The 18,916-nt window shown below is 59.9% G+C and carries 19 protein-coding genes and 1 tRNA gene; 12 read left to right on the top strand and 8 right to left on the bottom strand.

What is annotated here, in order from left to right; all coding sequences use genetic code 11:
- Positions 1 to 31: 31 nt before the first annotated feature.
- A complete protein-coding gene (pqqA, locus tag AB4Z24_RS15090) occupies positions 32 to 121 on the bottom strand; it encodes a pyrroloquinoline quinone precursor peptide PqqA (protein WP_041921595.1) in 90 nt (29 codons plus the stop codon).
- 285 nt (positions 122 to 406) lie between these two features.
- Here pqqA and AB4Z24_RS15085 point away from each other — a divergent pair, with 285 nt between their 5' ends.
- The 3 genes from AB4Z24_RS15085 to AB4Z24_RS15075 all read left to right on the top strand — a co-directional run bounded on the left by AB4Z24_RS15085 (position 407) and on the right by AB4Z24_RS15075 (position 4,341).
- Positions 407 to 685: a hypothetical protein gene (locus tag AB4Z24_RS15085; RefSeq protein ID WP_441709506.1), complete on the top strand. Its 279-nt coding sequence runs from the start codon at positions 407 to 409 to the stop codon at positions 683 to 685.
- Positions 682 to 2,463, top strand: a complete 1,782-nt coding sequence (locus tag AB4Z24_RS15080; protein WP_441709504.1) for a diflavin oxidoreductase — start codon at positions 682 to 684, stop codon at positions 2,461 to 2,463. Before AB4Z24_RS15085 ends, AB4Z24_RS15080 begins: the two co-directional genes overlap by 4 nt.
- A gap of 147 nt (positions 2,464 to 2,610) precedes the next feature.
- Positions 2,611 to 4,341 carry an NADPH-dependent assimilatory sulfite reductase hemoprotein subunit gene (locus AB4Z24_RS15075; RefSeq protein ID WP_441709502.1) on the top strand — a complete coding sequence of 577 codons (1,731 nt, stop codon included), beginning with the start codon at positions 2,611 to 2,613 and terminating at the stop codon, positions 4,339 to 4,341.
- A gap of 134 nt (positions 4,342 to 4,475) precedes the next feature.
- Here the strand turns inward: AB4Z24_RS15075 and AB4Z24_RS15070 are convergent, their stop codons facing one another.
- From AB4Z24_RS15070 to AB4Z24_RS15045, 6 genes are all read right to left on the bottom strand, one after another.
- Positions 4,476 to 5,276, bottom strand: coding sequence for a sulfite exporter TauE/SafE family protein (locus tag AB4Z24_RS15070; protein WP_441709500.1), 801 nt, complete (start codon positions 5,274 to 5,276; stop codon positions 4,476 to 4,478).
- Positions 5,277 to 5,478: 202 nt separating this feature from the next.
- A complete protein-coding gene (locus AB4Z24_RS15065; protein WP_441709498.1) occupies positions 5,479 to 7,014 on the bottom strand; it encodes a GTP-binding protein in 1,536 nt (511 codons plus the stop codon).
- Positions 7,014 to 7,919, bottom strand: a complete 906-nt coding sequence (gene cysD, locus AB4Z24_RS15060) for a sulfate adenylyltransferase subunit CysD (protein WP_441709496.1) — start codon at positions 7,917 to 7,919, stop codon at positions 7,014 to 7,016. Before cysD ends, AB4Z24_RS15065 begins: the two co-directional genes overlap by 1 nt.
- The gene (locus AB4Z24_RS15055) at positions 7,916 to 8,725 is read right to left on the bottom strand and encodes a phosphoadenylyl-sulfate reductase (protein WP_441709494.1); all 810 of its coding nucleotides are present in this window, start codon (positions 8,723 to 8,725) and stop codon (positions 7,916 to 7,918) included. The genes cysD and AB4Z24_RS15055 overlap by 4 nt, the downstream gene beginning before the upstream one ends.
- A gap of 173 nt (positions 8,726 to 8,898) precedes the next feature.
- On the bottom strand, positions 8,899 to 10,149 hold the full coding sequence (locus AB4Z24_RS15050; protein ID WP_441709492.1) for a TIGR03862 family flavoprotein: 1,251 nt from the start codon (positions 10,147 to 10,149) through the stop codon (positions 8,899 to 8,901).
- Positions 10,146 to 10,586, bottom strand: coding sequence for a VOC family protein (locus AB4Z24_RS15045; protein ID WP_441709490.1), 441 nt, complete (start codon positions 10,584 to 10,586; stop codon positions 10,146 to 10,148). The genes AB4Z24_RS15050 and AB4Z24_RS15045 overlap by 4 nt, the downstream gene beginning before the upstream one ends.
- Before the next feature lie 587 nt (positions 10,587 to 11,173).
- Between AB4Z24_RS15045 and AB4Z24_RS15040 the strand changes: the two genes are divergently transcribed.
- The 5 genes from AB4Z24_RS15040 to AB4Z24_RS15020 all read left to right on the top strand — a co-directional run bounded on the left by AB4Z24_RS15040 (position 11,174) and on the right by AB4Z24_RS15020 (position 14,748).
- A complete protein-coding gene (locus AB4Z24_RS15040) occupies positions 11,174 to 11,773 on the top strand; it encodes a cold-shock protein (RefSeq protein ID WP_290989590.1) in 600 nt (199 codons plus the stop codon).
- A 22-nt stretch (positions 11,774 to 11,795) separates the two neighbouring features.
- On the top strand, positions 11,796 to 12,317 hold the full coding sequence (locus AB4Z24_RS15035; RefSeq protein WP_441709488.1) for a DUF192 domain-containing protein: 522 nt from the start codon (positions 11,796 to 11,798) through the stop codon (positions 12,315 to 12,317).
- A 93-nt stretch (positions 12,318 to 12,410) separates the two neighbouring features.
- Complete coding sequence (locus AB4Z24_RS15030) at positions 12,411 to 12,788, top strand: DUF6632 domain-containing protein (protein ID WP_441709486.1); 378 nt, start codon at positions 12,411 to 12,413, stop codon at positions 12,786 to 12,788.
- Positions 12,789 to 12,967: 179 nt separating this feature from the next.
- Positions 12,968 to 13,044 (top strand) — tRNA-Pro (locus AB4Z24_RS15025).
- 264 nt (positions 13,045 to 13,308) lie between these two features.
- The gene (locus AB4Z24_RS15020) at positions 13,309 to 14,748 is read left to right on the top strand and encodes a hypothetical protein (RefSeq protein ID WP_441709484.1); all 1,440 of its coding nucleotides are present in this window, start codon (positions 13,309 to 13,311) and stop codon (positions 14,746 to 14,748) included.
- 228 nt (positions 14,749 to 14,976) lie between these two features.
- Here the strand turns inward: AB4Z24_RS15020 and AB4Z24_RS15015 are convergent, their stop codons facing one another.
- Complete coding sequence (locus tag AB4Z24_RS15015; protein WP_441709482.1) at positions 14,977 to 15,753, bottom strand: S1 family peptidase; 777 nt, start codon at positions 15,751 to 15,753, stop codon at positions 14,977 to 14,979.
- A 485-nt stretch (positions 15,754 to 16,238) separates the two neighbouring features.
- On the opposite strand from AB4Z24_RS15015, the gene AB4Z24_RS15010 reads away from it, so the two are divergent.
- The 4 genes from AB4Z24_RS15010 to AB4Z24_RS14995 form a co-directional block, all read left to right on the top strand.
- Positions 16,239 to 16,808, top strand: coding sequence for an STN domain-containing protein (locus AB4Z24_RS15010; protein ID WP_441709480.1), 570 nt, complete (start codon positions 16,239 to 16,241; stop codon positions 16,806 to 16,808).
- On the top strand, positions 16,805 to 17,326 hold the full coding sequence (locus AB4Z24_RS15005) for an RNA polymerase sigma factor (RefSeq protein WP_441709478.1): 522 nt from the start codon (positions 16,805 to 16,807) through the stop codon (positions 17,324 to 17,326). The genes AB4Z24_RS15010 and AB4Z24_RS15005 overlap by 4 nt, the downstream gene beginning before the upstream one ends.
- Positions 17,327 to 17,413: 87 nt before the next feature.
- Entirely contained in the window at positions 17,414 to 18,388 is a 975-nt protein-coding gene (locus tag AB4Z24_RS15000; protein WP_441709476.1) for a FecR family protein, read from the top strand.
- Between the two features lie 248 nt (positions 18,389 to 18,636).
- A partial coding sequence (locus tag AB4Z24_RS14995; RefSeq protein ID WP_441709474.1) for a hypothetical protein occupies positions 18,637 to 18,916 on the top strand: 280 nt, incomplete at its 3' end.

The raw sequence follows: 18,916 nt of genomic DNA, 5'->3' as shown, positions 1-18,916 counted from the left end.
ACAAACCTTGCGAGACTGAAGACTTCATCGATTAGATGAGGTCGATCTCGGCCGGCAGGTAGCTCGTGACCTCAAGGCCAACTTCCTGCTCGCGCACTGCGGGTTTGGTCCAAATCTTCATTGTGTTTCCTCCAAAAGCGGTAAACTGCTTACGTTCCTCGCAGACCCCGCCGAGGGCCCACTAGACCGGTGCAGACACTTGTTGTGCCGGCCCAATCTGCGGATCAGCCCACCAAAGTCAAGGCTGGTTGCCGCTGTCATGACGTAGAGATCATGTTCGGGGTCTGCTTTTCAAATCAATGCGCTTCACGTCTGCGTGTGATCGAATTGACTGCCGATCGGGATACCTCGGCAGCTACGCAAGCGGTTTCCGGTAGTGCGGGCTTCCCGCTTGGAGCCGCGGCCTATGATTTTTGCAGGGCGTGGCTCTGATATATTGGAAAATTATTCTTATGTTCGGGTCAAGTGCCGCAGTTGTGTGGAAAATTGTTCTATTTTAGCGTATGAAGCTGGCCTCAGCGGCGTGAAGCTCGGCATTGTCGGGCGGCTATTAAGATTTGACCGTTTATATGCCGCGTCGGACGCATGCCCGATCGGCATGTTTGGGCTTTTCCCGGGATCAGAGGCGCGCTACGCCCGCGCCTCGAACGCTGGGCGTCGCCCTGACGAGGAGAACTTTGAGTGACCGCAGCCCCTCTACTTCCGCGCAACGCGCCCTTTCTGCCGGAAGACATTGAACTGTTGAATAAAGTGGTTGCGCGGACAACTCCGCAGCAGCGTTCGTGGCTCGCCGGCTTTTTCGCCGGTTTCGAGGCCGCGCAGAGCGGGGGCATGGTCCAGCCGGTTCCGGCTGCGAAGCCGCGGGCACCGCTGACCATTCTCTACGCGAGCGAAAGCGGTAACTCGGAAGCCCTCGCGGCCAAGGCGAAGAAGGCTGCGCAGAAGCACGGTCTCGATGCGAAAGTCTTCGATATGGCGGACGCCGACATGGCGCTCCTCGCCAAATCCAAGAACATCGTCGTGTTCGCGGCGACGTGGGGCGAGGGTGATCCGCCGGCACGCGCCGTAGACTTCTATCAAGCGTTGATGAGCGATGGGGCGCCGCGGATCGATGGTGCCAAGTTCGCGGTCCTGGCGCTGGGCGATACGGCCTATGCGCAGTTCTGCGCCATCGGCAAGGCCATCGATCAGCGCCTTGAAGAACTCGGCGGTGTGCGGAGCTTCGATCGCGTCGATCTCGATCTCGATTATGCGAAGAAGGCTGCGGAATGGACGGAAGGTGCGCTTGCCAAGCTTGCACCCGAAGACGCGGCGGCGGGCGGCACGGTCGTGCATGTCGATTTCGGCGGTGCCCTTCCGCATGCCGAGGATGACGAACCGAAGTACACCGCCGAACAGCCGCTCGAAGCTGAGATTTCGGCGCTCGTCAATTTGAACGGCAGTGGCTCGACGCGCGAAACGTGGCACACGGAATTTGCGTTTGACGATCCGGCATTCAAGTATCAGCCGGGAGATGCGATCGGCCTGTTGCCGGAAAACGATCCGGCTCTCGTCGATGACCTTCTGCAGGTGGTCGGTCTCGGCTCGGAGGCGGCTCTGCTTTTGAAGCTGCAGAAATCCTACGACGTCACGACGCTGTCGCGCGCTCTTGTCGACAATTACGCGAAGCTGACCGGCCGCGCCGACGTCAAGGCGCTGCTCGAAGGCGAGGCTTATCCGAAGTTCGCATCCGACCGGCAGTTGATCGATCTTTTCCTCGCCTATCCGGAAAAGCTCACGCAGGAACAGTTGATCGGGCTTTTGCGGCCGTTGCCCGGCAGGCTCTATTCCGTCGCGTCGAGCCTGAAGGCGCATCCGGGAGAGGCGCATCTTCTCGTCGGTGCGGTGCGCTGGAAATCGCATGGCCGGGAGCGCAAGGGCGTTTCATCGACGTTCCTCGGCGAGCGCCGCAAGACAGGGCAGAACGCGCGGATCTACGTCAAGCCGAACCGGCATTTCCGTTTGCCGGCCGACGGGCATACGCCGATCATCATGATCGGCGCCGGCACCGGCGTTGCGCCCTATCGCGGCTTCGTTGAGGAGCGTGTCGCCGACGGCGCCAAGGGCAAGAGCTGGCTCTTCTTCGGCGAGCGGAACTTCACCAACGATTTTCTGTATCAGCTCGAGTGGCAGGAGTATCTGGAGTCGGGCCACCTGACGCGCATCGACGTTGCATTCTCGCGTGATCAGCCGGAAAAGATCTATGTCCAGCATCGAATCTGGGAGAAGCGCGCGGAGATCAACGCGTGGCTACAGGAAGGTGCCCACATCTACGTCTGCGGCGACGAGAAGGGTATGGCGAAAGATGTCGACGCCACGCTCGTCAAAGTTTTAGCCGAGCCGTTGAAGGGCGACGAAGAAGCAGGCCGGGCGAAGCTCAAGGAGCTGACGAAAGCCGGCCGCTACCAACGCGACATCTATTAAGGATTGAATTCCCTCGCCCCGTCCTTCACGGGGAGAGGGTTAGGGTGAGGGGCCACGATTTGCTCCGGCGCGGTTGCCGCCCATCACCCCGACCCTCTCCCCATCGCAAGGGCGATGAGGAGAGGGAGGAAGCCGGGAACAATCGAAATGACCGACAAGCGTTCGAAAAACGAGTTCATCAAGGAACAAAGCCATCAGCTGCGCGGTACGCTGGCTGAGGGGCTGCTCAAAGTCGAAACCGGCGCCATCGCCGAAGACGATCAGCAGCTGATCAAGTTCCACGGCTCCTACATTCAGGACGATCGCGACGTTCGTGGCGAGCGTGGCAAGAAAAAGCTCGAGAAGGCTTACTCATTCATGATCCGCCTGCGCATTCCGGGCGGTGTCGTGACGCCGAAGCAGTGGATCGGGCTCGATACGATTGCCAGCACCTATGCGAACGGCACGATGCGGCTGACGACGCGTGAGACATTCCAGTATCACGGCGTCATCAAGTCGAACCTGAAGCGGACGATGCAGGCGTTCAACGCCATCTGTCTCGATACGCTGGCCGCTTGCGGCGACGTCAATCGTAACGTCATGACCGCTGCGAACCCGTACCTCTCGAAGGCGCACCGGCAGGCCTACGATCTCGGCAAGGCCGTCAGCGAACATCTGTTGCCGCGGACGGGCGCTTATCACGAGATCTGGCTCGACGGCGAAAAGGTCGAGGATGTGTCGCGGCCTGCGAAGAAGGACGAGGAGCCGATCTACGGCGTCCATTACCTGCCGCGCAAGTTCAAGGTCGTCGTGGCCGTGCCCCCGGATAACGACGTCGATATTTACGCGCACGATCTCGGCTATATCGCCGTCATCGAGAAGGGCGAGATCGTCGGCTGGAACGTCACCATCGGTGGCGGCATGGGCATGACGCATGGCGACGTCAATACGTTTCCGCGTGCAGCCGATCTCATCGGCTTCTGCAAGCCCGAGCAGGCTATCGCTGTCGCTGAAAGCGTCGTCACCGTACAGCGCGATTGGGGCAATCGCGAAAACCGTGCCCGGGCGCGGCTCAAATATACGATCGAGGATCGAGGTCTCGACAATTTCCGCGAAGAAGTCGAGAAGCGCCTGGGCTTCAAATTCGAGAAGCCGCGGCCTTTCAAGTTCGCCGGCACCGGCGACAAGATCGGCTGGCGGCAGACGCTCGATGCGAAGAAGGCCTCGGATAAGGCCTGGCATCTGACGCTGTTCGTCGAAAACGGGCGCATTAAGGACAAGCCCGGCTATGCGCTGAGGTCGGCGCTGCGCGAGATCGCAGAGCTCGGCATTTGCGATTTCGTCTGCAGCGCGAACCAGAACGTCATTCTCGCGAACATCAGCGCTAAGGCGAAGCCCAAGATCGAAGCGATCTTCAAGGCGCATGGCGTTTCGCTCGATGTATCGTCGGGACTTCGGCGCAATGCGATGTCGTGCGTCGCGCTGCCGACGTGCGGTCTTGCGCTGGCGGAAGCGGAGCGTTTTCTGCCGGATCTCGTTACCGCGCTCGAGGAGAGCCTCGACCGCGCCGGTCTCAAGGACGACGACATTGTCATCCGTATGACCGGGTGCCCGAACGGCTGCGCGCGTCCATACCTTGCGGAGGTCGGTCTCGTTGGGCGTAACCCGGGGCTCTACAACCTCTACCTTGGCGCGGCCTTCAATGGTTCGCGGCTCTCGAAGCTTTATGCGCAGGACGTCGACAAGCAGCGCATCGTTTCGCTGCTCGAGCCGCTCTTCATCGCGTATTCGAAAGAGCGCGAAGACGGCGAGCACTTCGGCGACTTCGCGATCAGGTCGGGCGCCGTGAAGGCGACGACGGCCGGCAATCAATTCCACGCCGACGTGAAGTTGGTTTAGGAGCCCTAAACCGTTTCATTCGTCATCCCGGCGAAGGCCGGGATACATCCAAGCCTGCCCATCACGAAGAACAGAAGCCTGGACGGATCCCCGCCTGCGCGGGGATGACGTTCTGCGGGTGGCTTTTCGGCCAACTATAGTTTCAGCGACAGCTGGTAGGCGGCGAAGCAGAGGATCAGCGCGAGGAAGATGCGCAGCAGCCAGTCGGGCAGCAAGCCCGTCAGGCGCGACCCGATGGCGATGCCGGGGATCGAGCCGACAAGCAGCAATCCCAAAAGCTCGAAGCTCGTATTGCCGATCGACATGTGACCGAGGCCGGAGATGAGCGTCAGCGGCACGGCGTGCACGATGTCGGTGCCGATCAGGCGGCGCGTCCGAAGCATCGGATAGAGCAGCGTCAGGATAACGACGCCAATCGCGCCTGCGCCGACCGACGTCAGCGTAACGATAGATCCGAGCGTGAGCCCGAGGAGTAATGTCGGCAGACGGCGGACCTTGATTTCCGCCGGTTCGCCGACAAGTGCGTGGCCGCGAACGACGAACGGATAGATCAGGATTGCGAGGGAGCTTAGCACGAGCGCGGCGACAAGGGCCCTCTTGATGAATAGGGCAAGCGCTGCGGTGTCGGGGTTGAGTGTGTGCAAGACCGCGAGCATCGCCAGCGAGCCCGGTACGCTTCCCATCGCGAGCCAGCCGACAAGGCGCCAATTGACGTTACCGAAATTATGGTGAGGCCAGGCGGCGGACGCTTTGGTGATCGATGCGAATAGCAAGTCGGTGCCGACAGCCAATGCGGGTGGCACGCCGATGTTGGTGATCAGGAATGGCGTCATCAGAGAGCCGGCGCCGACGCCTGTCATGCCGACGAGGAAGCCGACGACAAAGCCGCCCGTAATCACCATGGGCCAGAGCGTATTGAGATCGAAGTCGGGCATGGGATTCCGTGGCGCAGTTGACGAACTGACCTACGCGAGATCACGCAGCTCCGCAATTGTGGATTTGCCGCTTCGATAACGGAGTTTTTTCGCGTCAGATAGAATTGCGCGCGGCGATCCCCCTTTGGAGAAGGGATGCCGCGCGCAAAGAGCGCGGAATGTGTTGCGGGCGGTGCAACGTGCCTAGTGCCGGAACTCGCTCTTAAAGCCCCGGATCCATGCCGTCATCGATTGGCGGCGGCGGTTCGATGGCTACGGCTACGCCGGCTGCGCGGAGAATGATTGCGACCTCGTTCGCGCGGCGCATGAACTCTTCGCGATCGCTTGAACTCATCGAGAGGTCGCGATTGAGACCGTTGGCGAGCATGTCGCGCTTCAGCACGAAATGACCCTCGGCCGGTTTTTCAGCCTTGGAATTGACCGCCGTCGCAATGCCGCCCGCCATCGTTGCGCCGGAGACGGAGTCGACGAGCAAGAGCGTTCCGGTTTCCGGCGTTTCGGCGAAGACATCGATGGCGGCGGCGCGACCCAGCGAGATTTTCGCGATTGCGATATCGTTCGCGGCGCAGCCCCTTGCCGGACGCGATGCCATCGTTTCGAGATCGAGAAGCGCCTTGATCTCGATGTTGGAGATGGGAATGAGATCGGTCGAGGTTCGCAAGAGGTAGCCGGCGGTCGGGCTGAATTCATCCTCCGACAGCCAAACGAAACGGGCTTCGACGGTCTGAGCTGCGACGGGGCGCATCTCGGGAGCAGACAGCACGGCACCGCGCGATACGTCGATATCGACGTCGAGCTGCAGCGCGACGGCTTGACCGGCAGACGCACTTTCAAGGTCGCCGCCCATCGTCGCGATGCGGATCACCTTGCCACTGGCGTTGCTCAAGGTATCGACGAGGACGTCGCCGACCTTGACCGATCCGGACGTGACGGTGCCTGCGAGGCCGCGGAAATCCTGGCCATCTCGCAGCACGGTCTGCACCGGAAAACGGAAGACTGCACCGGATTCGCTGACACGGCTCGGCGTCTTTTCCAGATGCTGGATGAGCGTCGGGCCGCTGTACCAGGACATGTTGTCGGATTTCGCCGAAACGTTATCGCCGAAGACGGCCGACAGCGGGATGGCGGTTGCGTCCCAGAAATTGAACTTCCAGCAGAGCGTGCGGAAATCGGCTTCGATCTTGCGGAACACGTCTTCGGACCAGCCGACGAGGTCCATCTTATTCACGGCGAGCACGACGTGCTTGACGCCGACGAGATCGAGGATCGCGGTGTGGCGTTTCGTTTGTTTCTTCACGCCCGAGCGCGCGTCGACGAGGACGATGGCGACGTCGGCGTGCGACGCGCCGGAGGCCATGTTGCGCGTGTACTGCTCGTGGCCGGGAGAATCGATGATGACGAAGCGGCGCGTGTCGGTATCGAAATACTTCCAGGCGATATCAATCGTGATGCCTTGCTCGCGCTCGGCGACGAGACCGTCGAGCAGCATCGAGAAGTCGGGAAGATCGGTGCCTGCAGCCTTGCGACCCGAGCGGCGCACGTTCTCGCGCTGGTCCTCGTACAGATCCGAGGCGTCCCAGAGCAGGCGGCCGATCAACGTCGATTTCCCGTCGTCGACCGAACCGCAGGTCAAAAGATGCGTGATGCCGCTCAACTCGCGCACGAGATTCGGCACGACTTCGAGATGCGGCTGAGGCTTATGTGAGGGCTCGTGTTTATGCAGCGCGTGCACCGACATCAGAAATAGCCTTCCTGCTTCTTCTTTTCCATTGCGCCGGCCTGATCGTGATCGATGAGGCGGCCCTGACGTTCCGAAGTCTGCGCGTTGATCGTTTCATCAACGACGGCTTCAATCGTATCGGCATCGGATTCGACGGCGGCGGTCAGCGGATAATCGCCGAGCGTCCGGAAGCGGATTTTCCGCAGCTCGACTTTTTCGCCATCCCGCGGCTGCAGACGCTCGTCGTCCTGCATCAGGATTTGACCGTTGCGAACGATGGTTGGCCGTTCGGCGGCGAAATACAGCGGCACGACTTCCAGCTTCTCGCGCAGGATGTAGCGCCAGACGTCTTTTTCGGTCCAATTCGACATCGGGAAGACGCGCACCGTCTCGCCGGTTCCAAGGCGGCCATTCAACAGATGCCACATCTCGGGGCGCTGCTTGCGCGGATCCCAGCGGTGGCCGGAAGCACGGAAGGAAAAGACGCGCTCTTTCGCGCGGCTTGCTTCCTCGTCGCGGCGGGCGCCACCGAAAGCGGAATCGAAGCCATACTTATCGAGGGCCTGCTTCAGTGCCTGTGTTTTCAAAACGTCGGTATGGATCGAGGGGGCATGATCGATCGGATTGATGCCGCGCTTGATGCCGTCCTCGTTCGTATGGACGATCAAATCCAATCCGAGCTCGCGGGCCGTGCGATCGCGAAATGCGATCATGTCCCGGAACTTCCACGTCGTATCGACATGAAGAAGTGGGAAGGGCAGGGGCTGCGGATAGAAGGCCTTGCGCGCGAGGTGCAGAAGGACAGTCGAATCCTTGCCGATCGAATACATCAGCACGGGCTTGCGGAACTGCGCCGCCGCCTCGCGGAAGATGTGAATGCTTTCAGATTCAAGGAGGTCAAGATGCGAAGGCGAAGCCGTCATGCGGCGCGGTCCTTTGGTTCGAAGCCTGGATCTTCGGACTGCGTGTGAAGTCCGCATTCCTTGCCGTTCTCGTTTTCCCACCACCAGCGGCCGGCGCGGATGTCCTCGCCCGGTGCAATGGCGCGCGTGCACGGCTGGCAGCCGATCGATGGAAAGCCTTTGGCGTGCAGCGCGTTGATGGGAATTTGGTTGGCGGCAACGTAGTCTTCGAGCTGCGCCAGCGTCCAGTCGGCGATGGGGTTCAGCTTGATGAGGTTCTGCGCCGCGTCGTAGCTCGCGAACGGAACATGCGAGCGGCCTTGCGATTGCTCGCGGCGAAGGCCGGTCAACCAGGCGGCTGCGCCCTTCAGCGCGCGATTGAGCGGACGCACTTTGCGAATTTCGCAGCAGGCTTTGCGCGCGTCGACAGAGTAGCGAAAACCGTAGACGCCGTCGTTCGCGACAAGGTCTTCGACTTCGGCCGAGTCCGGGAACATCACGCGGATCTTGATGCCGTACTTGCCTTCGGTATCGAACAGGGTGTCAAGCGTCTCGGGAAAGTGGCGACCGGTATCGAGCGTGAAAATATCGATGTCTGTCCCGGTCGATGCGATGGCGTGCGTGATCGCCTGATCCTCGATGCCGAGGCTGGTCGAGAATGCAATCGTGCCCTCGATCGCCGAACGGATGGCGGCAAGACGCTCATCGAGCGTGGTCAACCCGGCCAGCTTACGATCAAGCTCCGCGGCGAGTGCATGTTGCGGTGCGGAATGATCGGCCGCTGCCGAGCCGCTGGCAGCGGATCCGGGTGCTTCGAACAACGTCATGGAGACCTCCAGAACACGCTTCATAAGGGTAAATCATTCTCCTGAGAAGCGATATCTCTAAATAAGAATAGGATATTATTCCTAGTTCTAAGACCGGAACGGGTTTTTATCACTGCTGCGGTGCGTAGAACTCTTGTGCGGGCCGGGTTGCGACAGGTTGGCTTCAGGCTCGTTTAAAGACGCTGGCTCGTTTGGCTCTCGGCGCTCGCCAGCCACGCCAGCATGCCGGTTGCGGCACGGGTCGCGGTTGCGAAGGTGGCTTGCAAGAGATAGCCGCCGGTCGGGCCTTCCCAGTCGAGCATCTCGCCAGCTGCAAACATGCCCGGACGTTCCCTGATCATCAGGTCGCCGGTCAGGGCCGCCCAGTCGATCCCGCCTGCGGTCGAGATCGCGCGGTCGATGCCCGAAACGCCATTGACCGTGAGCGGAACCGACTTGATGCGGGCTGCCAACGCATCAGCTTCGGCGGGAAGGCTTGCGCCCGCTTCGCGCAGTAGTGCGAGTGCGGGCGGGTCGAGGTGTGCCGCCTTCCGCAGAAAGTTGGTCAGCGTTTCCTTGCCGCGCGGCTTTGCCAGGCGCTCGGTCAAAACGGAATGTTCGACGTCCGATTTCAGATCGATCGCAAGTGTCACGCTCTCTTGCGCGCGAAGAGCAGAGCGGAGTTGCGGAATGAGGGCGTAGACGGCTCCGCCTTCGAGGCCGGTCTTCGTCACCATGACTTCGCCTCGCGTCGTCGCGCCGGCGCAGTTGAGCGCGATGCGCTTCAAGGCGGCGCCTTCAAAGCGTGATCTGAAGATCTCGGACCAGGATATGAGCACGCCGCAGTTGGCAGGCCCGAGAGGCGTTATCGGAATACCGGAGACCTTGAACGCTTCCGCCCAAAGCGCATCGGAACCGAGCTTCGGCCAGCTCGCGCCGCCAAGTGCGAAGAGCGATGCATCCGGCCTGATCACGATTGGGCCTTCGGGCGTTTCGAAGGAGTGGCCGCCTTCCGCGGTAAATCCGCTCCAGCGGCGACGTGTTTTGATGACGACGCCGAGTTCGTTCAACCGGCGCAGCCACGCGCGTAAAAGCGGCGAAGCTTTCATGGCGCGCGGGAAGACTCGCCCGCTCGAGCCGATGAATGTTTCCGCGCCGAGACCGTTTGCCCACTCGATGAGTGCGGACGGCGGAAAGGCTTCGACGATGGATCGAACCTTTTCGGCGTTGGGACCGTATCGTAGCAGGAAGCTCTCGATCGGCTCGCTGTGCGTGAGGTTCAGCCCGCCGCGGCCGGCAAGGAGAAACTTTCGCGCGGGAGACGGCATGCGCTCGTAAATCGTCGCGCGATGTCCGGCGGTCGCGATGATCTCGGCCGCGAACAGGCCTGCGGGGCCAGCGCCGATGATTGCGACGTTCCGTGGCGCCATCGGCGTGCTGCTCACCACGTTCCCGAGTTCGGCATCGAGGTCCAGGGTTCTTGCGGGGGCAACGGGCCGCCCTTCTGCAAAAGCTCAATCGATACAAGATCGGGCGAGCGGACGAAGGCCATGTATCCATCGCGGGGCGGCCGGTTGATCGTGATACCGGCGGCCTGGAGCCGCTGGCAGGTGACGTAGATGTCATCCACAGCGAATGCGAGGTGGCCGAAGTTGCGGCTCGAGCCGTAATCTTCCGGGTCCCAGTTATAGGTGAGTTCGAGCATCGGAGCTTTTTCGCTCGTGGCGCGCGTTTCATCCTCGGGAGCGGCGAGAAAGATGAGGGTGAAGCGGCCCTTCTCACTTTCCGTGCGGCGGATTTCCCTCATGCCGAGCGCGTCACAGTAGAATTTCAGACTCGCTGCAATGTCCGTGATGCGAACCATAGTGTGTAAGTAGCGCATCGCTCACCTTTCATCGAAATTCCGAGGTCGCAGCAGGACTTCAGCTGTCCGGAATCCTCGCTGTGACTGCATGCGCTGCAGCTCTGCCACAGTGGGACGTGAAACGTCTCGCGGCACCGGGTCGCCATATCTCGCATTTTCGTCCTGCTGTGGATGAACACTGAAAAATCCTGCTTGGGCATTTCATCCTCGCGGCGTGGAAACGCATGAGAGTCAAGCCCGAACGAGCGAATCACTAGACGCGTGATTCGCGCCCCAAATCTTATCAACGCATGTGGAGGAATTCCTTGCGGAAGGGCACGCCCAATCGAAACTGGGGATGAATCATGACTACGTTTTTTTGCGCGATTTCATTGGTTTAATATGCACTATGCGATGTGGATTGAGGCACCACAACTCATGGTCAAGGGGGCGGTGCCAAAATATTGCCCCTAGTTCCGGGCAGAGCCAGTGTTATGGTTTACGTCGTTGCGCAGTTGCGTCTCAGCGTTTGGTTCTGAAGAGGGCTCTTCCAGAACGAGATGCCAAGACGGCAACGCGGAACGACGATTATCGTTTGACGCACAGTACACGCGGGGTAAGCAAGTATGGGGGATATTAAACGTCCCGGGCTATCGGAATATTTTGAGGCGGGCCCAGTCGGTCCCGAAGCGCTCGACGACGCGGCAGCAGAAGTTTTCGAGGTTGCCGGAACTATCAAGTGGTTCGATGCTTCGAAGGGCTACGGCTTCATCGTTCCTGACAACGGCCTGCCGGACATACTTCTTCACGTCACCTGCCTCAGAGCCGGTGGGTTTCAAACCGCTTATGAAGGCGCGCGCCTGCACTGCGAAGTTCTCAAGCGGCCGAAAGGCATGCAGGCATTTCGCATTCTCAGCATGGACGAAAGCTCGGCCATTCACCCGTCGCAGCTTCCGCAACGTACTCACGTTGTCGTGCAGCCAGAAAGTGACTGGTGCCGCGCGTATGTTAAGTGGTTCAATCGGGTTCGTGGCTTCGGGTTCCTGACCCGCGGCGAGGGCACGCCCGATATCTTCTGCCACATGGAAACGCTGCGCCGCTTCGGGTTCACTGAGCTTCGGCCGGGCCAGATCGTTCAAGTCCGCTGGGGCTATGGATCGAAGGGCTGCATGGCTGCGGAACTCAGGCCGGATGGTGTGCCGACGGGGCTGCCATCCCGTAACTGACACGGGGCAGATGGCGACAATCATGTCGAGTTCAACGAAGGGGGCCGCGATTTGCGTGGCCCTTTTTATTTTGGCGCCGATGCTCGCAGCCGGCTGGCCACTGATGAATTCCCTGATCGATCTCGTCCCGGCCGCATACGCCAAGATGCGTCAGGACAAGTTGACGATCGTTTCGGCTCAGGGCGGGTCCGAGCACACGTTTTCGATCGAGGTCGCGACGACCGAGCAAGAGAAAGCGCTGGGCCTGATGTTCCGCACGGAGCTTGCCGATGGCGAGGGAATGCTCTTTCCCTATTCGGCCGAGCGCAGCTTGCAGATGTGGATGCACAACACGTACATCCCACTCGACATGCTGTTCATTCGTGCCGATGGTACGATCGCGCGGATCGAGGAGCGCGCCGAGCCGCTGTCGGACCGGGTGATCTCGTCGGATTTGCCGGTGCTCGCCGTGCTCGAAATTCCGGGGGGCGCATCATCGCGGCTCGGAATCAAAGCCGGTGACAAGGTGCGCTATCCGATATTCTCAGGCGCGAGCGGGCACTGAACTCTTGATTCCGCACCGGGCAGAGCATCTGCTTTGGAGCCGGAAACATCGTTGAGCGAAGTTTGGCCCAATTCATTCCGGGAGGCGTCCAACATGTCTCGCGAAAACCTGCTACGTCTTGCTCTCATTGCATTTGGCACTGCCTTTTGTCTGCTCTACCCGTTGGCGATGGTATGGCCGTCAGGTTGGGCCTGGCACGAAGGCTCACCGGGCAGTTCTCAGTATTTTGTGATGATCGTCGGAATTTATGCGACGCTCGGCGTCTACCTGATCCGTGCTTCGTCAAATCCGGCAGCGAACCGATCATTGATCTCGTTCACGGTGGCGTCGAGCGTCGTGCACGCGGCAATCATGGCGGTTCAGTCGTTCGATCATGAGATGCATCGCGGGCATTTGCTAGGAGACGTCCCAGCACTTTTACTGGTCGCCATCGTGCTCGGATTGTTAATGCCGAGGGGCGCTACAAATTGAAAATCGCTTGGCGCTAATCCTAGCGGTGGCCTGAGCGGCATATCCCGGGTCCGCGACCTTTCGCTCTCCCGCTCTCCGCGACTATTCCGGGATCGCTGTGTTGGCGTTGTCCGGTTGTTCCCAAATTGTCCAATTGCTAGAACACGCAGATCTGCTACTAAGCCCGTGTTTCCTAGTGTCGGGGCGTAGCTCAGCCTGGTAGAGCATCTGCTTTGGGAGCAGAGGGTCGCGTGTTCGAATCATGTCGCCCCGACCAATGATTTTAATGACTTAGCGCATGATTCCCTTCACGGATGATTGAGTGTGAAATCTGCAAAATTTCACACTTTCGTTCTCGGCGTGTTCTTAATCATCTTGATTTGATTAATTAATTCGTTTTGGCTTAATCGCGAGCATCTGCTTTTTTGCCCGCGTACCAGTGCCACCGGACAAGAAATGGGGTGGTGATCGCGTCGCTCGGGGCAGCGAAGTCCATTTTGAACCGCCATTTGACGACAATCAGAAATTGAATTGATCCCGCATGAAGAAAATTTTGACGGTGGGGCTCGAGCTAGCCTCTGATGACGTCGAGAATGAAAGTATTCGCTCGAAGGTTTCACTTCTCGATTGGGATATCATTCTTTTTCGAGCAGACATCTCAGACTTTCTGGGCTCGAGTGACACCTACCAAGGGAAGCCGAGCCTGGATGATGAAGACTCATTTTCTCTGAAGGAATGCTGCGAGCATTGGCGGCGTGAGATCAGGCAGGCCGTCGAAGGGGGAAAGACAGTTTTCGTGTTCCTCTGCGAGATGACAGAGGTTTTCGTTGATAGCGGTCAGCGAAAGTATTCGGGCACTGGGCGAAATCGACAAACCACCAAAGTTGTTGAGATATTTAGCAACTATCGGGCACTTCCGGTTTCTCTATCGTTATTCAACGCCACGGGAAGCGCGATGAAGCTCACTCCTCGTGGTGCCGAGATTCTCGCGCCATATTGGGCGGCGTTTGGCTCGGATTCGACGTACAAGGTTGTTCTAACCTTGGGAAACGATGCAACGGTATGTGTTAGTACAAAATCGGGCGACAAACCCGTTGGCGCGATCTTCAAGTCTAAAGCTACTTCGGGCTCGCTAATTCTTCTACCGGATATCGAATTCGATAGAGACAGCTTCTCTGCGTTCGAAAACGGCGAGCCTATTTGGACAGATGAGGCCATTCAATTTTCGGATCGGATGACGTCAGCTTTGTTGGCGATCGACAAGGCGCTTCATTTAACTTCTGAAGCCACTCCGGAACCGATCTGGGTCGCCGACCCGACACATTTGCTCGCCGTAGAACGCGCTTTAAGAGTTCAACTTCTGGCGGCCGAAACGCAGGTCGAAGCTGCACAGCGAGAAAAGGAAAGAATTCTTGAGCAATTGAAGAACGCCGGTCGATTGCGCGCTTTATTGTTCGAGAAGGGGAAGCCCCTCGAATACGCGATAATAGAAGCACTCAAGCTTATGGGTTTTCAAGCAGGACAATACAAGCAAGCTGACTCAGAATTTGATGTCGTTTTCGAATGTTCCGAAGGTCGCTTGATTGGCGAAGCGGAAGGAAAGGATACAAAGGCGGTAAACATTGACAAGCTTAGGCAGCTTTCAATGAACATCCACGAGGACCTCCAAAGAGAAGAGATATCCTCGCCTGCAAAGGCTGTTCTTTTTGGTAATGGCTTTCGCCTTTCTCCGCCTGGCGATCGAGAGGTTCAATTCACCGAAAAATGCATCTCAGCTTCGCGAACGTCGAACACAGCCCTTGTTGCGACGTCGGATCTTTATCGGGCGGCTCAGTACCTGTCCGATCGTTCTGATGAGGAATATGCGAAGAGGTGCCGGCAGGCCCTTTTATCGAATGTTGGCCCTGTAGTTCTGCCGGCGCCGCCAGCGATCGAAGGCGACGCAAGTGTGGTCACATCAGTAGAGTCGGTCAAAGGATAAAACTTCAAAGACATTTAACACTCAGAGTTGAGTTCTTTTGCGTGTCAATGCGTTAGCATTCGGCATTTCTTTGGCCGATAGTGTGAAACAGCATTGACTTTAAAGGAAATCTACCAGATTTGGGAGCAGAGGGTCGCGTGTTCGAATCATGTCGCCCCGACCAATATTTTCATCGGCCGTAGCAATCCTGCGCAACCTCCGACGCGATCGCGAATGCGTCCGGTGGCTTCAGTTTTGCTGGCAGACGACACGCGCGGACAGCGACGCAGCACGGTGGGCGCGGGAGGCCGATCCTGCGATCTGGGGACGATCGTCCTCGGCAATGCGAACACCATTGGCGATCAAGAAAGCCTTGGCGTCGGTTGCGGCCACAGCTAGCACGCGGTTTATCGATGTGCGGCGGCTGACAACGCCTTGCACAAGACCCAGTCGATCGAGCACCGGCGCGCCGCTGGCGCCGAATGTGACGGGAGCATCGATTGCGAGGGCGCCGCTCTCGCCGTAACCCGTGACACGGGAGTTTGCGATGACGCCGCCACCGATCTTGAGGCCCGCCAGCTGGTCATAGGCGCTGGCGAAGACCATGTCCGATGCCACGGCCGCATTTGCTTTGGGAAACACGGCGGCGATGCCCATAGTCTTCGGCACCTTCAAAAGCGCCAAGTCCCGATGTGTCGAGAGGGCGATAACCTTGGCAAGGGTGCGGTTATCCTCCTTTCCGACCAGAACTCGAACGCAGCCTTGGATTACGTGGGCAGCCGTCAGAAGGTGTCCGTCATCGTCGACGAAGAAGCCGGTGCCTGTGAGTAGGCGAGAGACGGTGGGCGTTGGCGGAGATAAGGCCAGTGCCTTGGGCGCCTCCAGAGACTTGGGGGCGGGCCGGGTCACGGATTGCGCCAGGACCGGCAGCACCGTACACGCCATGGCAAGGATAAAGGCTGCCGCGGCGCCGACACGCATGGCCGGACCCAGCCAGTGCTGCAAGGTCGCGCCTCGGAATGTCATTTGCTTGTCTCGAACCGCTTCATTGAGCCATCAGAATGATAGACGATCGCCATACATCCCTTGCGCAAGGGTGAATAGCCTCTATCGGCTGCATAGAATGAACAGCGGGTTTCCCTCGAAGGCCGGTTGAGCCCTCCACGAACGCGGTGCTGCTCGGGACGGGGGAGTTAGGCGTGCTTGCATGCTGTCGTCAAACTGTAGCGTTCGGGCGATAGCGTGGGAGGAGATGGCGGCCTGAACAGCGGCAGGCCGTGACGTCACTGCCTGCCGGGGTTTATCTTCTTTGACACAAGTCGTCGTGATGGCCCGCAGGTGCCGAGCGGGCGAGGGGCATGGTCGAGTGCGTCGTTGATCAGTCCGCACCAGCGCGGCTTGGGCCGCGGGCATGGTTCCGCCGTTCGTGGTTTGCCTGCTTGATGTTGTCGTCTGCTCTCATGCTGCCCGTATTCTTGCTTGCTGGGCGTTCGGCGTCGGCGCAGCCTGCTGTGAACGAGCGCATAGAGTTCGAAATATCCGAGCAGCCGCTCGAAACGGCGCTCGATGCTTTCGTCTCCATAAGTCGCCTGCAGGTCCTTTACGAGACGTGGATGACTGACGGTTTGCGCTCGGCCGAGGTGAAGGGTGTCCTCACGCGCGAAGCTGCGCTACGCCAGCTTTTGTCGGGCACAGGCCTCGATTTCGTCTATACCGAACAACAGGCCTTCACGCTCGTCTTTGCGCGCCAGACGACGACACGGCCCATCAGTGATTTCGATACGTTTCTCGGGCTCGTGCAGGCGCGCGTCGTGACCGCCCTGTGCCGCTACTTGGAGACGCGGCCGGGTGCGTTCCGATTGGCGCTGCAATTGCGGGTCAGGCCGGATGGTCGCGTGCTGCGGCCGGTGCTCCTTGGTTCGACCGGGGATGATCGGCGCGATGCCGCGATCAACCGCGTTTTGACCAACCTGATTGTGGACATGGGGCCTCCGCCCAATATGCCCCAGCCCATCACGCTTGTGTTGCTGCCCGGCGCGCCGAACGGGACCGACGCGTGTCCGTCGGAGCCGCAACGATGAGCGAGGGGTATGGTCCGACAACTTGGGCGGCGTTGCGAGAACTCCTCGTCGATAGCTACCAGGACCTTCGCCGTGCCCTCACGCGCCGTCTTGGGTCGGCGGATGCGGCCGACGAGACGTTGCATGAACTCTATCTGCGCATGGACCGCAAGGATCGAGTGGGTATCCTGGGCAACCCCGTTGCCTATCTGCTGGCAAGCGCGGTCAATCTTGCGCGAGACCGCTGGCGAACCGAGCAGCGCCGGTCGCAGCGTCATGTTGTCGAGGCGTTTTTCGATATTGTCGACGAAAGCCCCGGACCTGACAGAATCGCCGAAGGTCAGCAAATGCTTGATTTGCTACGAGAGGCCCTTCAGCATTTGACGCCGCGCCAGCGGGCTATTCTCGTCGCGGTGCATTTCGAGCATCAGTCACAGGCCGAGATCGCCGAGCGTTTCGATATTTCGTCACGGCTGGTTCGATTGGAGCTGCAACGCGCTCTAGAGTTTTGCGAGGCCTATCGTGGCAAAAACTCGTGAGAGAGCATGTTTGCCGCTTGATCGCGGCTCATATCGTCCTGCTCATAGTGACGTGTCTTCTTGTGCCATGAACGCGGCCTCCGGAACATGACGGTGTTGAACGACGAGCACGAGGCCGAATTGACGCGGGAGGCGTTGGCTTGGCTCGCGCGTTTCAGTTTGGGTCAGGCCGATGCTGAGGACAGCGCCGCATTGCGTCGCTGGCGGGACACCAGTCCAGCCCATGGCGCAGCGCTTGCTGAAGCCGCGCGGCTGTGGCGGAGCCTCGGAAAGCCAGTTGAGGAACTCGCGCGTGCTCTCCCGGAACCGGCGTTCCGGTTGAGCCCACAAGGGGCTCGGGTAAGCCGCCGTACGCTGTTCGCAGGTGGTGCAGCGGCCGCAGCGGCGGGTGTGCTCGCCATTCGTCCCCCGCTTTCCTTGTGGCCGTCCCTTGCCGAATTGTCCGCCGATCATCGGACAGCAATCGGCGAGACGCGAAATCTTGCCTTGGCTGGCGCTGCCGTATCGGTGGACCTGAATACGAGGACGAGCATTTCCGTTCACAACAGCGAGCAAGAGGTGGCGATCGAGCTCATATCGGGAGAGGCGGCTGTCACTGTTGGTAAGGCGGATAGGCGGATTGTCGTCGTGGCCGGCAATGGCCGGACGACGGCATCGGCAGCAACCTTCACCGTCCGCCATACCCGTTCCGGCGCCCGGCTGACATGTGTTTCCGGTGTCGTCGGGGTGGCATGCGGGGGCCGCGATCTTGTCATCAAGGCCGCAGAGCAAGTGTCCTACGATGAGGACGGCCTCGGGGAGATCACAAGGATCGATCCCGTGATCGAAACGGCGTGGCGCGACGGTCTGCTGATATTTCGCAACACGCCACTCAGCGCGGTGATTGACGAGGTCAACCGCTACCGGCCGGGCCGGATCATCCTTATGGATTCGATGCTCGGGGCTCGGTTGGTGACGGCTCGGTTTGAGATTGCTCGGATCGAGACAGTCATGGGGCAGATAGCCAATACATTCCAGGTGCCGGTAACAACCCTTCCGGGCGGTGTCGTACTGGTCGGTTGAACCTCCTCGATCGCTAGCGAATGGACTGCATCCCGGGAACCGGAATTGCGCGCAGCGAAGCATCTCCGCGTGAGCAGCTCCTCTCGAGGCCGAGACGAAGCAAAAAAAGATTCCGCTTATGGAGGCCTCATCTCGTCCAAGGGAAAGGGAGTGCGTTGTGGAGGCTGGCCCGGTGATCGCTAATCTTTAGCGCGACCGGTTCGCATCGACAGTGCTTAGCCCCAGTACCAATGCTCGAGTACCAACGCTTGCCAAAAGGTCTTTCGATGCCCGCTCCCGCCGTCATGATCCTCGAACGCTGCGCAAGGTCTGGGGGCGCCCGTCACGCTGCATTGCTCGCGACCGTCAGCGCCGCCGCATTGGCGCTGGCGTCGCCGGGGGCTGGCGCCAATCCGCTGGCGAGCGGGAACAACCTGCCGACGCCGTCGGCGGCGGCGATTGCGGCGGCGCAGTCCGGTCAGCAGGAGGCGGCGCGGGCGGCGCGGGCGGCGCAGAACGTGCTGCGGCGGGCGACGCTCGCCGTGCAGG

The organism is Hyphomicrobium sp. 2TAF46, assembly GCF_052114865.1.
GTDB lineage: Bacteria > Pseudomonadota > Alphaproteobacteria > Rhizobiales > Hyphomicrobiaceae > Hyphomicrobium_B.
This window is presented reverse-complemented; position numbering and strand designations above follow the sequence as displayed.

Coding starts and splice junctions, on each gene's coding strand:
- pqqA (WP_041921595.1), bottom strand. CDS start 121: ATGAAGATTTGGACCAAACCCGCAGTGCGCGAGCAGGAAGTTGGCCTT.
- AB4Z24_RS15085 (WP_441709506.1), top strand. CDS start 407: ATGATTTTTGCAGGGCGTGGCTCTGATATATTGGAAAATTATTCTTAT.
- AB4Z24_RS15075 (WP_441709502.1), top strand. CDS start 2,611: ATGACCGACAAGCGTTCGAAAAACGAGTTCATCAAGGAACAAAGCCAT.
- AB4Z24_RS15070 (WP_441709500.1), bottom strand. CDS start 5,276: ATGCCCGACTTCGATCTCAATACGCTCTGGCCCATGGTGATTACGGGC.
- AB4Z24_RS15065 (WP_441709498.1), bottom strand. CDS start 7,014: ATGTCGGTGCACGCGCTGCATAAACACGAGCCCTCACATAAGCCTCAG.
- cysD (WP_441709496.1), bottom strand. CDS start 7,919: ATGACGGCTTCGCCTTCGCATCTTGACCTCCTTGAATCTGAAAGCATT.
- AB4Z24_RS15055 (WP_441709494.1), bottom strand. CDS start 8,725: ATGACGTTGTTCGAAGCACCCGGATCCGCTGCCAGCGGCTCGGCAGCG.
- AB4Z24_RS15045 (WP_441709490.1), bottom strand. CDS start 10,586: ATGCGCTACTTACACACTATGGTTCGCATCACGGACATTGCAGCGAGT.
- AB4Z24_RS15040 (WP_290989590.1), top strand. CDS start 11,174: ATGGGGGATATTAAACGTCCCGGGCTATCGGAATATTTTGAGGCGGGC.
- AB4Z24_RS15035 (WP_441709488.1), top strand. CDS start 11,796: ATGTCGAGTTCAACGAAGGGGGCCGCGATTTGCGTGGCCCTTTTTATT.
- AB4Z24_RS15030 (WP_441709486.1), top strand. CDS start 12,411: ATGTCTCGCGAAAACCTGCTACGTCTTGCTCTCATTGCATTTGGCACT.
- AB4Z24_RS15020 (WP_441709484.1), top strand. CDS start 13,309: ATGAAGAAAATTTTGACGGTGGGGCTCGAGCTAGCCTCTGATGACGTC.
- AB4Z24_RS15015 (WP_441709482.1), bottom strand. CDS start 15,753: ATGACATTCCGAGGCGCGACCTTGCAGCACTGGCTGGGTCCGGCCATG.
- AB4Z24_RS15005 (WP_441709478.1), top strand. CDS start 16,805: ATGAGCGAGGGGTATGGTCCGACAACTTGGGCGGCGTTGCGAGAACTC.
- AB4Z24_RS15000 (WP_441709476.1), top strand. CDS start 17,414: ATGACGGTGTTGAACGACGAGCACGAGGCCGAATTGACGCGGGAGGCG.